The following is a 14,375-nucleotide window of genomic DNA, read 5'->3' on the forward strand; positions in this document are numbered from 1 at the left end:
GGGGAGTGGCTTTTTTGTGTTTAATTATGTATATGAGCTAAATTTAGAGTTGAGTGATTGTAGATTTTAGTTAGTTGCTCAATAAATCATGTTAAGCGCTCTATCGTCTCGCTTACTCGCTCAATGAGGCATGGCACGTGCTCTATCGTCTCGCTTATCCGCTCAATGAAGCGTGCCATGCGCTCTATCATCCCGCTTCCTCGCTCAATGCACCCAAACCATCGCTCTAGGTCAACGGTAATCCGCTCAATGCACCCAGACCATCGCTCTACATCAACGGCAATAATCCGCTCAATAAAACCCATCAAGTGTACTATTCATTCCCTTATTTGACTACACGACCCCTGTCATGCATTCTATTCTTCTCGTCCACTCCACAAGCGTCCATCGTAATCTACAATTTAAAAGACTTTCCTTGAGTTTTTAACTAAGGCGCGATACGATTATCCTACTTGTTTAAAGGAGTGGTGCAATGGTAATGATATTAATAATTTTCGCAATCAATATTGTCTATGTTACTTTCATGACAATACGAATAATCCTGACACTGAAAGGCTATCGTTATATTGCTGCAACTGTGAGTATGATAGAGACAGTAATATACGTCATCGGGCTTGGTTTAGTACTTGATAATCTAGATCAAATTCAAAACTTGATTGCTTATGCGCTCGGGTATGGCATCGGGGTTATTATTGGTTCGAAAATTGAAGAACGTTTAGCACTTGGTTATATAACGGTTAACGTGATAACGGCAGATATCGATAAGGAAATGCCTGCTGTGTTGCGAAGACTTGGATATGGTGTTACAGACTCGGCAGCTAATGGACTAAGTGGTTATCGTTCAACTATGCAAATTTTGACGCCTCGTAAATACGAAGTGCAACTGTATAAAACGATAACGGAACTAGATCCGAAAGCCTTTATTATATCGTATGAACCTAAGTCGATACACGGTGGCTTCTGGGTGAAGAGTGTGAAAAGAGGCAAGTTATTCAAATGAGTAAACAAAAGGTCTGGTTTGATAGAGAAGAAAATGAAACGCTTGATGAATGTTTGGAAAGAATTCAAAGTTTGGGATATACCGTTGTTGCTAGAAGAGAGAAACCCCTATTTAAACAGGTTGGAGAAGAGTATATTCCAATTAGACAACAAACACAGTTTCAAGCTATCAAAAATAGCTAATAACTGTTAAGGGAAAGAGAACTAACGTTTAACCATTCATATGTCAACTTAAAGACGAATGATTGTAAAAGACCTATAATGTAATGTTCGTCTTTTAGTTGACGGATTATGTATTAATTGATAATATAATAAGAGTAAATGAGTTCCCCGTATATGCCGCAGAATTGGCTGTGGCGTTTCTACCAAGACACCGTAAATGTCTATACTATGTGGGAAAGCAATTTTTCTTGGATAATCATGGAGAATGGCTAAGTTACGATAGCTACGTATCCATATTGGTAAGGGTCCTTGAAAGTTCTGCTTTTTGTGCATGTGAAAAGTGGAGTTTTCAAGGACCTTTTTATTATTTCATATTAAATCATGTTGTGCATGAAGGAGCGGATTAGATTTGGAACCGAAGATTGGGATCATAATGGGCAGTAAGAGCGACTGGGAAACAATGAAGCATGCATGCGACATATTGGATGAACTAGGAGTTCCTTATGAAAAGAAAGTAGTGTCGGCCCACCGTACACCGGATTTCATGTTCGACTATGCGGAACAAGCGGAGAAAAAAGGATTATGCGCTATTATCGCAGGAGCAGGCGGAGCTGCCCATCTACCAGGGATGGTTGCAGCAAAAACGCTAGTTCCTGTTATTGGTGTGCCTGTGCAGTCTAAAGCATTGAATGGTATGGACTCGCTGTTATCCATCGTTCAAATGCCAGGAGGTGTACCTGTAGCGACTATGTCAATTGGTAAAGCGGGTGCTACAAATGCAGGCCTCCTTGCAGCTCAAATGCTCTGTGCACAAGATGAAGTATTACGCAATAAACTGCAGCAAAGACGCGATGAAATGAAGCAAATCTCGCTAGAAAGCAGTGGTGAATTAAATTGAAAATGATTCAACCAGGACAGACAATCGGTATCATCGGTGGAGGGCAATTGGGACGGATGATGGGACTTGCGGCAAAAGAGGCTGGTTTCAAGATTGCGGTACTTGATCCAACAAAAAACTCTCCATGCGGACAGTTAGCTGATATCGAAATAGTGGCATCGTATAATGATGAAGAGGCATTGAATGAATTAAGCCAAGTAAGTGATGTTATTACATTTGAATTTGAAAATATCGACTATGAAGGTTTGAAGCGGCTGACAAAGAAAGCTTACGTACCCCAAGGTGCTGAGCTAGTCCGTATCACACAAAACCGCATCAATGAAAAGGCCGAAATTCAAGCGGCTGGAGTACAGGTTGCGCCTTACATAACCGCTGAAACATATAAAGAGTTAGAAGAGAAAATTGATGATTTTGGGTTCCCATGTATCGTGAAAACTGCTTTTGGAGGCTATGACGGTAAAGGTCAAGTAAAGCTTGAATCGAAAGAACAAATTGAAAGTGCCAGAGATTTGTTTACACATTCTTCTTGTATAGCGGAGGCCTTTGTTCCATTTGAAAAAGAGATTTCCGTTATCATTCAAAGAAATCCAGCAGGACAAACATATTGCCTGCCAATTGCTGAAAATATTCATAAACATCATATCTTGCACGAATCGATTGTACCGGCACGAGTAGAACAAAGGGTTTTGGAGCAAGCAGAAAATGCTGCAAAGAAAATCGCAGGCCATTTAGAATTAATAGGAACACTAGCAGTTGAAATGTTCGTACTGCCTGACGGTGAAATCATGATTAATGAATTAGCACCGCGCCCGCATAACTCTGGTCACTATTCAATAGAGGCATGTAACATCTCACAATTCCATCAACACATTCGTGCAGTCTGCGGTTGGCCGTTACGTGAGCCGAAGTTATGGGGGTCGTCCATAATGGTGAATGTACTTGGGGAACATGTAGCACCGCTTCAAGAACGTATCGCGGACTATCCAGATTGGTCCATTCATTTATACGGCAAAGCAGAAGCAAAAGAAAAACGTAAAATGGGTCACGTGACGATAATGACAGAAAACCTTGAAAAAACTTTGCAAGAAATTGAGCAGTCTGGTATTTGGCAAGATATTAACTAATAAAAACTATTATTTCCACTTTGGGAGGAACCGACAATGACGAAAGTAACAATTTATGTAACACTACGTGAAAGTGTTGTAGATCCACAAGGCATCGCGACAACTGAAGCACTTCAAAAGATGGGCTACGAAGACGTAAAAAGTGTACGAGTTGGAAAATTAATTGAATTAGAGCTTGATGGATCAGAACAGACAATCGAAACACGCGTGAATGAAATGTGTAACGATCTATTAATTAATAAAGTCATTGAAGATTATCGCTTTGAAATCGGGGAGGTTGCCAGCAAATGAAGTTCGCCGTTCTAGTATTCCCAGGTCTTACTTGTGATCTTGATATGTACCATGCAATTGAGGAAACAGTAAAGCAAGATGTTGAATACGTTTGGCATACAGAGGCCGACCAACTCGATTCATTCGATGCGGTACTATTACCGACAGGCACTTCATACGGCAACTACTTGCGTCCGGGTGCATTGGCGAAAAGTTCACCTGCGTGTAAACAATTACAAGCATTTGCTGAATCAGGTAAATTAGTTCTTGGCGTAGGTAATGGTTTTCATATTTTAGTAGAAGCAGGCATTCTCCCAGGTGGATTCTTACGTAATCAAAACTTGAAATTCCGTTCAGCCCTAGAAACAGTACGGGTGGAAAATAATAATACTGCGTTTACAAAAGACTATACACAAGGTCAAATGCTCACATTGCCAGTTGCTAATGAATTTGGTAACTACTACGCGGATGAGCAGACAGTGGAAAAACTTAAAAACAATAATCAAATTGTCTTCACATATGCGGATGAAAATACAGATGGTAGCACAGAAGCTATCGCGGGTATCACAAATGAAAGAGGCAATGTTCTTGGTATGATGCCACTACCTGAACGTGCAGTAGAAGCAATCATCGGTGGAACAGATGGAACGGCTTTATTCCAATCAATCATGAACAGTCGGGGTGAACAGCATGTCAATTAATCACGAACCTACAGCGGAGCAAATTAAAGAAAATCGTCTATATCTCCAAATGGGCATGACGGATGCAGAATATGAGCGTGCAGTGGAAAAACTTGGGCGTATTCCAAATTATGTGGAAACAGGTTTGTTTTCAGCTATGTGGTCGGAGCACTGTTCATATAAAAGCTCAAAATCTGTATTACGCAGATTTCCTACTGAAGGTGCACGTGTACTACAGGGACCGGGTGAAGGTGCTGGAATTGTAGACATCGGTGACAACCAAGCTGCTGTTTTTAAAATGGAGTCCCATAACTCACCATCTGCAATTGAGCCTTTCATTGGTGCAGCAACAGGTGCTGGCGGAATCATTCGGGATGTATTTTCTATGGGTGCACGTCCAGTAGCATTAGTAAATTCACTTCGTTTCGGAGATTTAACAGAGCCTCGAGATAGATTTTTGTTTGAAGAAGCAGTTGCTGGAATTGCAAGTTACGGTAATGCAATGGGAATCCCGACAGTAGCCGGTGAAGTCCAGTTCGATCAGTGCTATTCGAAACGTCCACTAGTCAATGCGATGGCAGTCGGTTTGTTGAATCATGAAGATATTCAAAAGGGTGTTGCGGCTGGTATTGGCAACACAGTGATATACGCCGGTGCAACTACAGGGCGTGACGGGATTCACGGAGCCACCATGTCTTCTTCTGAATTATCTATTGAAGAAGAGCAAGAACTGCCGGTAATGCAGGCGGGAGATCCATTCATTGAAAAGTTATTGATGGAGGCTTGCCTAGAACTAGTTCAATCAGATGCGTTGATCGGTATTCAAGATATGGGTGCAGCGGGTCTAACTTCATCAGCAGCAGAAATGGCTTCAAAAGCCGGCTATGGCGTGGAATTGAACTTAGACCTTGTACCACAGCGTGAAGAGAATATGACAGCGTATGAAATGATGTTGTCCGAATCTCAGGAACGTATGTTGATCGTGGTGAAAAAGGGTCGGGAAGAAGAAGTGATTGCCCTCTTCACAAAGTACGGAATTACTGCAGCGACAATTGGACATGTAACAGATGACAAAATGCTGCGTTTGCTTCATAAAGGTGAAGTTGCAGCAGAAGTTTCGGCAGATCTACTAGCTGAAGATGCACCGAGCTATCAGAAAGAATCTAAAGAACCTGCATCATTTGCGAAAAACCAAGCGATTGAAAACAAAGAACCACAAGTAACGGACTTAAAAGAAACTTTACTCGACTTATTGCAACGTCCTACGATTGCTTCTAAAGAGTGGGTATATAATCAGTTCGACACAGGTGCAAGAACGAATACAGTTTTAGCACCAGGGGCATCTGCAGGTGTGATCCGTGTTAGAGGAACAAACAAGGGTATTGCAATGACGGCGGATTGTAACTCTCGATTCATTTATTTGGATCCAGAAGTTGGTGGTAAGATTGCGGTAGCTGAAGCTGCACGTAACCTTGTATGTTCAGGCGCAGAACCAATCGCTTTGACTGACTGCTTGAACTTCGGTAGCCCAGACAAGCCAGAAGTATTCTGGCAGTTGGAAAAATCAGCGGACGGTATTTCAGAAGCATGTCGTAAATTAAATGCACCGGTCATTGGTGGTAACGTATCTCTTTCCAATGAAGTAAACGGTGTGCCAATCTATCCAACACCAACCATTGGTTTGGTAGGAATCGTCCATGATTTAGGTCAAGTGACAACGCCTGGTTTCAAACAAGCTGGAGATGCAATCTATTTGATCGGTCAAACAGAAACAGAGTTTGGCGGCAGTGAGTTGCAACAAATGATCGAAGGAAAGATCTTCGGTAAATCACCTGCAATCGATTTAGACATAGAGGCAACTCGTCAACAACAGCTTCTTGGGGCAATCCAAGCTGGAATCATCCAATCGGCTGATGATTTGTCAGAAGGTGGATTTGCAGTAGCGCTTTGTGAAGGTACATTTGGTTCACAAGGTTTGGGTGCTGACGTAACAGTGGAAGGCTCAGCAATCACTGCGTTATTCAGTGAAACACAGTCACGTTTCTTGGTTACTGTACAAGCTGATCAAGTAGCCGCATTTGAAGAGAAAGTTCAAGATGCTGTGAAAATAGGAACGGTAACAGATGGCGAAGAAATCGTCATCAAAGACGCAGAGGGAACTGTCTTAGTAGAAGGGACGGTAGAAGAATTCCAAACTGCTTGGAAAGGGGCAATAGCATGCTTGCTGAACTCAGAGGACTAAACGAAGAGTGCGGCGTATTTGGGATATGGGGACATGACGATGCAGCACAACTTAGCTATTATGCATTGCATGCTCTTCAGCATCGTGGACAAGAGGGAGCTGGTATCGTCGTAAAAGGCGATAATGGCCTCCATGCAGTTAAAGGTGAAGGCCTGGTCAATGAAGTGTTCTCAGGTGAAAAGTTGGACTCGCTTGAGGGACGAGGCGCAATAGGGCAAGTTCGTTATACGACAAAAGACGGACGTGGTATAGAAAATGTTCAACCACTTGTCTTTCGTTCCACAACGGGTAGCTTGGCGATTGCGCATAATGGGAACTTGATCAATGCGACAGATTTGAAAGAACATTTGGAGCGGCAAGGTAGCATCTTCCAAAGTACATCCGATACAGAAGTACTTGCTCACTTGATAAAACGAAGCAGTGGTTCACGTAATCATCGTGACCGGGTGAAGAAGGCACTGGCTATTTTAAAAGGTGCATTTGCATTCGTTTTAATGACAGATGAAGGGTTGATGGTTGCGCAAGATCCAAACGGTATGCGTCCATTATCTTTGGGGAAAATTGGTGATGCATGGGTCGTTGCTTCAGAAACTTGTGCGTTTGAAATTATCGGTGCTGAGTATGTTCGTTCTGTGGAACCAGGTGAATTGCTAATCATCAATGATAATGGATTAGTGTCTGAGCGTTTTGCAGAACCGGCAGACAACGCGATGTGTTCTATGGAGTATGTCTATTTCTCTCGTCCTGATTCAGATATCGATGGGATCAATATTCATGCCGCGCGTAAACGTTGTGGGAAGCAACTGGCGCGTGAAGTACAAATCAGTGCCGATGTCGTCACTGGGGTTCCGGATTCTAGTATTTCAGCAGCTATAGGATTCTCTGAACAAAGCGGGATTCCATATGAATTGGGATTAATCAAAAATCGCTATGTTGGACGAACGTTTATCCAACCATCTCAAGCATTGCGTGAAAAAGGCGTAAAAATGAAACTGTCACCTGTACATCAGGTCGTTTATGGTAAGCGTGTGGTTATGGTCGATGATTCAATTGTTCGTGGAACGACATCTAAACGAATAGTCTCCATGCTTCGCGATGCGGGAGCAAAAGAAATACATGTCGTCATTGCTTCACCGCCATTAATCGCGCCGTGTTATTACGGTGTAGATATTAGTTCAGATTCAGAATTACTTGCGACAGGTCGTACTATAGATGAAATGCGCGATGTGATTGGTGCAGATTCACTATCATTCCTATCAATAGAGGGAATGTTGGAATCGAATGGCCGGTCATCTGAAATGAAAAACTGCGGACAATGCTTGGCTTGTTTCACGGGTGAGTATCCAACAGAGATTTATTCGGATACGGCAATGCCGCACGAAAAAGAAATCGTACGATAGGAGGCCTTTCCATGTCGAAGGCATATGAAAAAGCGGGAGTAAATATTGAAGCTGGCTATGAGTCAGTTGAACGCATGAAATCTCACGTAGCACGAACATCTCGTAAAGGTGTAGCAGGTGCATTTGGTGGATTTGGTGGAATGTTCGATTTATCTGCACTCGAATATAAAGAACCAGTACTAATTTCTGGAACAGACGGTGTTGGCACGAAGTTGAAATTGGCTTTCATGGCGGACCGTCATGACACAATTGGAATAGACTGTGTCGCAATGTGTGTAAATGATATCGTAGCGCAAGGTGCTGAGCCTCTCTATTTCCTTGATTATGTAGCATTAGGTAAAGCGGTTCCTGAAAAAGTGGAAGCAATCGTCAAAGGTGTAGCGGATGGTTGTGTACAATCGGGTGCAGCATTGATTGGTGGAGAAACGGCTGAAATGCCAGGACTTTACGAAGAAGATGAATACGATTTGGCTGGTTTTGCCGTAGGAGCGTGTGAAAAGAGCAAGCTTGTTACGGGTGAACGTGTGCAAGCAGGAGACGTACTAGTTGGAATCGCATCGAGCGGTATTCACTCGAACGGCTACTCTTTAGTACGCCATATTGTATTCGAACAATTGGGCGCCGATATTAACGATACGATTGAAGGCTATGAAGATCTTGGCACAGTAGCTGATGCATTGTTAAAGCCAACTAAGATTTACGCAAAGCCGGTACTTGAAATGCACCAACAGCTTGACGTGCACTCCATGGGTCATATTACAGGCGGTGGATTCTTTGAAAACCTTCCGCGTATGTTCACTGAAGAATTTGGAGTAGAAGTAGATCTAGGTGCTTGGCCAGTACTTCCTGTATTCCACATGTTGAAAGAAAAAGGTGAATTAACAGATCGTGATTTATATAGCGTATTCAACATGGGTGTTGGATTCGTTGTAGCCTTGCCGGAAGCAGAGGCTGAAAAAGCAATTGAAATCGCTAAAGCACACGGTGAAGAAGCATATGTAATCGGACGTGTTACGAAGCATGCAGGCGTAACATTTAACGGTGAGCATGACGGGACATTGTCATAATGAATAAAGTAAAGATCGCAGTATTTGCTTCAGGAAGCGGTAGTAACTTTGCCGCTTTGGCAGAGGCTTGTAAAGCGGAGCGAATTCCAGCTGAAATCGTTTTGATGGTAACAGATAAACCAGATGCTTTCGTCAATGAACGGGCGAATGAAAAAGGTATTTCAATTGCAGCCATTCGTCCTCGTGACTTCGAAACGAAAGAAGCATATGAACAAGCAATACTCAAAGCATTACAAGAAGCACAAGTGGAGTGGCTAATATTAGCTGGCTATATGCGATTGATCGGTCCAGTTTTATTGGACGCATATCCTGAACGGATTATCAATATCCATCCATCGCTGTTGCCTTCATTCCCAGGTAAGGATGCAATTGGACAAGCAGTAGCTGCTGGCGTTAAAGTAACTGGTGTCACAGTTCATCTGGTAGACGAGGGGATGGATACGGGTCCGATTTTAGCGCAACGCGCAGTGGATGTTGTTGATGGGGATGCCGAGCAGACCGCTTTAGCTATCCATGCCGTGGAACATGAATTATATGTAGCAACATTGCAAAACGTATTTAAAAATTGATGAGCCTGTTGAGATGACAGGCTTTTTTTATAAACTGGAGGGAATTCCTTTGAAAAAACGCGCATTGTTAAGCGTATCGGATAAAAGTGGAATAGTAGAATTTGCGAAAGAACTTGAACAGCTTGGATATGAATTATTGTCTACTGGTGGTACGATGAAGCATTTGAAAGACAATGGCGTTGCCGTAACGGCTGTAGATGAAGTAACAGGATTCCCTGAAATCATGGAAGGCCGCGTGAAAACGTTGAACCCGATGATTCACGGTGGGTTACTTGCAAAACAAGATGACCCTGGACATCAAGCACAAATGGAAGAGCACGGCATCCAGCCAATCGATGTAGTTTGTGTGAACTTGTATCCATTCAAAGAAACGATTTCCAAACCAGATGTATCAGCGGAAGATGCAATCGAAAATATCGATATCGGTGGACCAGCAATGCTTCGCGCGTCTGCAAAGAACCATGCATACGTAACAGTCATTGTGGATGCAGCTGACTATAGTGTAGTACTTGACGAACTAAAAACGGATGGCAAGACGACTCTTGAAACACGTCGTCGTTTGGCAGCTAAGGTGTTCCGTCATACGGCAGCTTATGATTCATTGATTTCAGGCTACTTAACAGACCTTGCAGGCGAACAATTCCCGGAACAAGTTACCTATACATATGAGTTGAAGCAACCATTGCGTTATGGAGAAAATCCTCATCAGCAGGCAGCGTTCTATAGCCGCCCGCTTGGATCTGATTTCTCGATCGCCTATGCGGAACAGCTTCATGGTAAAGAACTCTCTTATAACAATATCCAAGATGCGAATGCAGCGATACAAATCGTTAAGGAATTTTCTGAGCCTGCAGCTGTAGCGGTTAAGCATATGAATCCATGTGGTGTGGGTACAGGAGAGACCATTGCTGAAGCTTTCCAAAAAGCCTACGAAGCAGATGCTACATCTATTTTTGGCGGAATCATTGCATTGAATAAAGAAGTAGATCAAGAAACGGCAGTGCAACTTGCCGATATATTCCTTGAAATCGTTATTGCTCCTTCGTTTACAGAAGAAGCACTTGAGAAATTGACGAAAAAGAAAAACATCCGTCTCTTGATGATTTCATTTGAACAGCAGAAAAAAGATCAGTGGAACACGGTATCTGTTGAGGGCGGATTATTAATGCAACAGCCTGATGCCGACGGTTTTGAAGAAGCAGATATCAAAGTGGCAACAGACCGTGAGCCGACTGAGGCAGAATGGAATGCGATGAAACTTGGATGGGCCGTTGTGAAACACGTGAAGTCTAATGCAATCGTCATTACAGATGAGCATATGACAATCGGCGTTGGCGCAGGTCAGATGAACCGTGTAGGTGCTGCGAAAATTGCTCTGACACAGGCAGGCGAACGTGCAAGAGGGGCAGCTCTTGCTTCTGACGCATTTTTCCCTATGGATGATACAGTTGAAGCAGCGGCAAAAGCGGGTATTACGGCAATCATTCAACCGGGTGGTTCGGTGAAAGATGAGGATTCCATTAAAAAAGCCAATGAATACGGCATGACGATGGTATTCACAGGCGTACGTCATTTCAAACATTAATAGTGCAGGGAGTAGATGAACATGAAAGTACTTGTAATTGGAAGTGGCGGTCGTGAACATGCCATAGCCAAACAGTTCAACCAAGCGCCTTCTGTATCGGAAGTATTTGTGGCGCCTGGTAACGACGGAATGCAGCAAGATGCAACATGTGTCCATATTGCAGCTACAGACTTTGAAGCTTTAGCAAATTTCGCAATTGAACAGCGTGTTACGTTGACGTTTGTTGGACCGGAACAGCCGCTTGCGGAAGGTATTGCTGATTACTTCCTAGAAAAAGGTTTAACAGTATTCGGTCCGACCCAGGCAGCTGCTCGTATCGAAGGTAGTAAGTCATTCGCTAAGGAGATCATGGACAAATATGATATACCAACAGCGGCTTATGGAACTTTCACGGATGCTGAAGAAGCAAAATCATTCATCCGTGAACAAGGTGCTCCAATCGTAGTGAAGGCTGATGGATTAGCAGCTGGAAAAGGCGTAATTGTCGCAATGGAATTACAGGAAGCATTAGACGCGGTAGATGACATGATCGGCAATCAAAAGTTCGGTGAATCATCATCACGTGTGGTGGTAGAAGAATTTTTAGATGGCGAAGAGTTCTCATATATGTCGTTCGTCCATGATGGACAAATCTATCCAATGGTAATTGCACAAGATCATAAACGTGCGTATGATGGAGATCGTGGTCCAAATACAGGTGGAATGGGAGCTTATTCCCCAGTCCCACAAATTTCGGATGCAATTGTGCAGGAAGCGTACGATCGTGTAGTCGTACCAACCGTTGAGGCTATGACTGAGGAAGGAATTCCTTTCACAGGAATCCTGTATGCTGGTTTAATACTTACTGATCAAGGTCCGAAAGTTATTGAATTCAATGCCCGCTTTGGTGATCCTGAAACACAAGTTGTCTTGCCACGTATGAAGTCGGATTTTGGTAAGTTCATGGAAGCCCTGATGGCTGGAGAATCATTTGATCTTGAGTGGCATGAAGAAGCGATGTTAGGCGTAGTCATTGCATCGGAAGGGTATCCTAACGACGTAGTGAATGGTCACGCACTTCCTAACCTTGATGTACTAACAGATCAAGGGCTTGATGTATTCCATGCAGGGACTAAACTGGAAGATGATCGCTTTATCGGAAATGGTGGTCGTGTACTTCTCGTTGCAGCGAAAGCAGCCACTTTAAAAGAAGCACAAGAAAAAGTCTACACTGGTCTCGCTGATCAACAATGGGATGGATTCTTCCATCGTACGGATATCGGATGGCGTACATTTGAATAATAGATGAAACAGGATTGTCTTAGAAGTGTTGTCTGACTTCTAAGACAGTCTTTTTTTAATACTAAAGGAAGATGTTTAGAGTCTACGAACTTATAGTAAATGCTGCATACACTTTAGTTGAGTTGAAAAATATGTTATCCACAGCATTTTTTATGATCTGTGGTTTATAAGTGGAAAAGGTGTGGGTAAGTTGTTGGTAATGTGTGTAAGTTTCCAGTTTTTTGTGGATTAGTGAAAATCTACTTGTGGACAACCTTTGCACGACACATCTATTCGAGATTGGATTGCTATGTTACTATAAAGCAATAGTTAACAAATAGTAAAACTACTTTTAGGGACGGTGATCTGCATGTGGAGTGCGAAAGAAATACAATCGCAACTAGCGATTATTAATGGTCAGAAAGCGCCTGACATCGTAATTGAAAATGCTACCTACTTACATTCTATATTCAAGAAGTGGATGCAAGGGAATATTTGGATTCAGGGTGACCGGATTGTCTATGTAGGGGAACGCATGCCGGCTTTGCTTGAAGGAACAGAACGTGTCGATGCTTCAGACAAGAAAATAGTACCTGGATATATCGAGCCGCATGTTCATCCATTCCAATTATATAATCCCGAAACATTTGCAGACTACGCCTCTCGCCGTGGGACAACCACTTTTATATCAGATAACCTCATCTTGTTTTCAATGCTGAATCAGCAAACTGCAATTACGTTCATTGATCAACTAAATGAACTGCCATTTGCATTTTATTGGTGGGCACGTGTTGATTCACAAACCGTACTGCAAAATGAAAAAGAACTTTTCAATCCCGTAGATATTGTGAAATGGATGGAGCGTCCTGATGTGTTGATGACAGGAGAGCTGACAGGTTGGCCTAAATTACTACAAGGTGATCAAAATATGATGCAGTCATTAGTAGAATCAAAACGTCTTGGTAAAAAGATTGAAGGACATTTTCCAGGTGCATCGGAACGTACACTGGCCCGGATGAAATTACTTGGAGCGGACGGCGATCATGAAGCGATGACTGTAGATGAAGTAGAAAGACGCTTGCAGCAAGGGTATGCTGCCACATTACGCTATTCGTCAATTCGTCCCGACCTACCAGATTTATTGAAAGGTATTGTAGAGAAGGAATGGGATGTCTTTGATCATTTGATGATGACGACTGATGGTTCTCCACCTTCGTTCTACCGTGAAGGTGTTATGGACCAATGCATCCAGGTAGCACTTGACGCGGGAGTATCACCGATTGATGCGTATCAAATGGCATCGTATAACGTGGCGAGGTACTATGACATTACGGACTTGCATAGTGTAATTGCGACGGGCCGTTTTGCGACATTGAACTTTTTAGAGAATGAACATAACCCTGTGCCGACTGACGTGCTATCTAAAGGGAAGTGGGTTCTACGAGATAGTACATCGTCTGACGCCTTTAAAGCAGTAGATTGGAAAGCATTACCGACATACGAATTGCCTTATGAACTGACAGATGAAGACTTCACATTCTCATCTTCAATAGGGATTCAGATGGTCAATGATGTTATTACGAAAGTATACGAAAGTGATCTGGATCTCACTAGTCCTACTATTGCTACTGGTGATGAGTGCTATTTGATATTACTGGATAAGAACGGAAAATGGCGAGTCAATACTATGTTGAAAGGGTTTGGTAATAATCTGCAAGGTTTTGCATCTTCCTATTCAAATACTGGAGATGTATTATTAATAGGACAGGATTGGCAAGAGATGAAGAGAGCATTTAATGAAATCAAGAATATAGGTGGAGGCATGGCACTCGCTGAAAATGGTAAAATTATTGAAACATTACCTTTAGTGGTAGCAGGCGGACTGTCAGTTCAACCGATGGAAGTGATTATCGAAGAAGAGCTAGCAATGAGAAAAGCGCTAGGAGAACGTGGCTACGCACATGGAGATGCCATATATACGTTATTATTCCTTCAATCTATTCATTTGCCATATATCCGAATCACGCCAGTTGGTGTCTTGCAAGTAATGAAAAATGAACTATTAATTCCTCATGTAGAAAGGTAGGAACGTATATTGATAGGGAATGGACGGAAGTTA

The 14,375-nt window shown here is 42.7% G+C and carries 13 protein-coding genes and 1 riboswitch; all 13 genes read left to right on the top strand.

Annotated features, from left to right (window positions below):
- Positions 1 to 472: 472 nt before the first annotated feature.
- On the top strand, positions 473 to 1,000 hold the full coding sequence (locus tag CSV75_RS14095; protein ID WP_099636888.1) for a DUF2179 domain-containing protein: 528 nt from the start codon (positions 473 to 475) through the stop codon (positions 998 to 1,000).
- Entirely contained in the window at positions 997 to 1,182 is a 186-nt protein-coding gene (locus CSV75_RS14100) for an NETI motif-containing protein (protein ID WP_099673386.1), read from the top strand. The genes CSV75_RS14095 and CSV75_RS14100 overlap by 4 nt, the downstream gene beginning before the upstream one ends.
- A gap of 127 nt (positions 1,183 to 1,309) precedes the next feature.
- Positions 1,310 to 1,410: riboswitch (purine riboswitch) on the top strand.
- Between the two features lie 160 nt (positions 1,411 to 1,570).
- Positions 1,571 to 2,059: a 5-(carboxyamino)imidazole ribonucleotide mutase gene (purE, locus tag CSV75_RS14105; protein ID WP_099631666.1), complete on the top strand. Its 489-nt coding sequence runs from the start codon at positions 1,571 to 1,573 to the stop codon at positions 2,057 to 2,059.
- 2 nt (positions 2,060 to 2,061) lie between these two features.
- Positions 2,062 to 3,183, top strand: coding sequence for a 5-(carboxyamino)imidazole ribonucleotide synthase (purK, locus tag CSV75_RS14110; RefSeq protein WP_099676439.1), 1,122 nt, complete (start codon positions 2,062 to 2,064; stop codon positions 3,181 to 3,183).
- 36 nt (positions 3,184 to 3,219) lie between these two features.
- The gene (gene purS / locus CSV75_RS14115) at positions 3,220 to 3,474 is read left to right on the top strand and encodes a phosphoribosylformylglycinamidine synthase subunit PurS (RefSeq protein ID WP_099631667.1); all 255 of its coding nucleotides are present in this window, start codon (positions 3,220 to 3,222) and stop codon (positions 3,472 to 3,474) included.
- Positions 3,471 to 4,154 (top strand): phosphoribosylformylglycinamidine synthase subunit PurQ, encoded by a 684-nt coding sequence (purQ, locus tag CSV75_RS14120; RefSeq protein ID WP_099676348.1) that lies wholly within the window; start codon positions 3,471 to 3,473, stop codon positions 4,152 to 4,154. Before purS ends, purQ begins: the two co-directional genes overlap by 4 nt.
- Complete coding sequence (purL, locus tag CSV75_RS14125; RefSeq protein ID WP_099673383.1) at positions 4,144 to 6,375, top strand: phosphoribosylformylglycinamidine synthase subunit PurL; 2,232 nt, start codon at positions 4,144 to 4,146, stop codon at positions 6,373 to 6,375. Before purQ ends, purL begins: the two co-directional genes overlap by 11 nt.
- Positions 6,351 to 7,775, top strand: a complete 1,425-nt coding sequence (gene purF / locus CSV75_RS14130) for an amidophosphoribosyltransferase (RefSeq protein ID WP_099673382.1) — start codon at positions 6,351 to 6,353, stop codon at positions 7,773 to 7,775. Before purL ends, purF begins: the two co-directional genes overlap by 25 nt.
- Positions 7,776 to 7,786: 11 nt before the next feature.
- Positions 7,787 to 8,842, top strand: a complete 1,056-nt coding sequence (purM, locus tag CSV75_RS14135) for a phosphoribosylformylglycinamidine cyclo-ligase (RefSeq protein WP_099673381.1) — start codon at positions 7,787 to 7,789, stop codon at positions 8,840 to 8,842.
- Positions 8,839 to 9,411: a phosphoribosylglycinamide formyltransferase gene (gene purN / locus CSV75_RS14140; protein ID WP_369802758.1), complete on the top strand. Its 573-nt coding sequence runs from the start codon at positions 8,839 to 8,841 to the stop codon at positions 9,409 to 9,411. Before purM ends, purN begins: the two co-directional genes overlap by 4 nt.
- Positions 9,412 to 9,460: 49 nt before the next feature.
- A complete protein-coding gene (gene purH / locus CSV75_RS14145; RefSeq protein ID WP_099676349.1) occupies positions 9,461 to 10,996 on the top strand; it encodes a bifunctional phosphoribosylaminoimidazolecarboxamide formyltransferase/IMP cyclohydrolase in 1,536 nt (511 codons plus the stop codon).
- 21 nt (positions 10,997 to 11,017) lie between these two features.
- A complete protein-coding gene (gene purD, locus CSV75_RS14150) occupies positions 11,018 to 12,277 on the top strand; it encodes a phosphoribosylamine--glycine ligase (RefSeq protein WP_099676350.1) in 1,260 nt (419 codons plus the stop codon).
- Positions 12,278 to 12,626: 349 nt separating this feature from the next.
- Positions 12,627 to 14,342 carry an adenine deaminase C-terminal domain-containing protein gene (locus CSV75_RS14155; protein ID WP_099676351.1) on the top strand — a complete coding sequence of 572 codons (1,716 nt, stop codon included), beginning with the start codon at positions 12,627 to 12,629 and terminating at the stop codon, positions 14,340 to 14,342.
- Positions 14,343 to 14,375: the final 33 nt, after the last annotated feature.

Origin of the sequence: Sporosarcina sp. P18a (genome assembly GCF_002743135.1) — a bacterium.
Classification (GTDB): domain Bacteria; phylum Bacillota; class Bacilli; order Bacillales_A; family Planococcaceae; genus Sporosarcina.

Coding starts and splice junctions, on each gene's coding strand:
- purS (WP_099631667.1), top strand. CDS start 3,220: ATGACGAAAGTAACAATTTATGTAACACTACGTGAAAGTGTTGTAGAT.
- purL (WP_099673383.1), top strand. CDS start 4,144: ATGTCAATTAATCACGAACCTACAGCGGAGCAAATTAAAGAAAATCGT.
- CSV75_RS14095 (WP_099636888.1), top strand. CDS start 473: ATGGTAATGATATTAATAATTTTCGCAATCAATATTGTCTATGTTACT.
- purM (WP_099673381.1), top strand. CDS start 7,787: ATGTCGAAGGCATATGAAAAAGCGGGAGTAAATATTGAAGCTGGCTAT.
- purF (WP_099673382.1), top strand. CDS start 6,351: ATGCTTGCTGAACTCAGAGGACTAAACGAAGAGTGCGGCGTATTTGGG.
- purQ (WP_099676348.1), top strand. CDS start 3,471: ATGAAGTTCGCCGTTCTAGTATTCCCAGGTCTTACTTGTGATCTTGAT.
- purD (WP_099676350.1), top strand. CDS start 11,018: ATGAAAGTACTTGTAATTGGAAGTGGCGGTCGTGAACATGCCATAGCC.
- CSV75_RS14155 (WP_099676351.1), top strand. CDS start 12,627: ATGTGGAGTGCGAAAGAAATACAATCGCAACTAGCGATTATTAATGGT.
- CSV75_RS14100 (WP_099673386.1), top strand. CDS start 997: ATGAGTAAACAAAAGGTCTGGTTTGATAGAGAAGAAAATGAAACGCTT.
- purK (WP_099676439.1), top strand. CDS start 2,062: ATGATTCAACCAGGACAGACAATCGGTATCATCGGTGGAGGGCAATTG.